The 1,238-nt window shown below is 72.3% G+C and carries 1 protein-coding gene; it reads left to right on the top strand.

All coding sequences use genetic code 11. The features are described from left to right. A partial coding sequence (locus ACT535_RS24950; protein ID WP_476366405.1) for an FAD-dependent oxidoreductase occupies positions 1 to 1,238 on the top strand: 1,238 nt, incomplete at both ends.

The following is a 1,238-nucleotide window of genomic DNA, read 5'->3' as shown; positions in this document are numbered from 1 at the left end:
GCGGTGGTTCACATCGACCACGCGCCGGTGAATGCGCTGTCTCGTGGCGTGCGGCAGGGGCTGCTGGATGCGGTGCGGGAGCTGGAGGCGGATGCGTCGGTGTCGGCGCTCGTGCTGAGCGGTGGGGCGGGGCGGTTCATCGCCGGGGCGGACCTCAAGGAGATGGCGCTGCCGCCCGATGAACCCTTCTTGCCCGAGGTGGTGGGGGCGATCGATGCCTCAACCAAGCCCGTGGTCGCGGCGCTGGATGGCGCGGCGCTGGGCGGGGGATGCGAGATCGCGCTGGCGTGCGACCTCAGGCTCGGGTCGGCGAAGGCGCTGGTGGGGCTGACCGAGACGCGGCTCGGCATCATCCCCGGTGCGGGCGGCACCCAGCGGTTGGTGCGGCTGGTGGGGGTGGCGCAGGCCATCGGCCTCGTCTGCGAAGGGCGGGTGCTGAAGGCCGGCGAGGCGCTGGCCCTGGGCCTCATCGATGCCGTGGTGGAAGGCGACCTCCTCACTGAGGCCATCGCCCGCGCTCCGTCGGTGGCGAAACGCCGGCTATCGGAGATGCCGGTGCCGGCAGGTGATCCGGCCGAGGATGCCGCGGCTGCGGCCAAGGCCCTCAAGGGCGCCAAGGGCGTCCCGGCCATCGCCGAGGCGATCCGCGTCATCAAGGCATCGCGGGAGGGCGACTTCGCCGCCGGCCTCGCCACCGAGCGCGCGGCCTTTCTCGCCCTGCGCGAGAGTGCGGAAGCGAAAGCCCTGCGCCACCTCTTCCTCGCCGAGCGCGAGGCGGTGAAGGTGCCGGGGCTTGAGGGGGCGAGGGCGCGCTCCGTCTCGTCGGCCGCCGTCATCGGCGCCGGCACCATGGGCGCGGGCATTGCGGTCGCGCTGCTGGATGCCGGATATCCGGTTACGCTGGTGGAGCGCGATGACGAGGCCGCTGCGGCCGGTGGCGCACGCATCGATGGCCTCTATGCTCGGCAGGTGAAGAGCGGTCGCATCACCGAGGCACAGAAGGCCGAGCGGCTCTCCCGCCTCGCGCCCGCGTCCGACTATGCCGCGCTGGCGCAGGCCGATCTCATCGTCGAAGCCGCGTTCGAGGATCTGGCCGTGAAGACCGACATCTTCCGCCGCCTCGACGGGGTGGCGAAGCCCGGCGCGGTGCTGGCCACCAACACCTCCTATCTCGACCTCGACGCCATCGCCGCCGCGACCTCCCGGCCGCAGGATGTGGTGGGCCTGCACTTCTTCGC

The sequence above is a fragment of the Xanthobacter sp. DMC12 genome (assembly GCF_056314105.1).
This window is presented reverse-complemented; position numbering and strand designations above follow the sequence as displayed.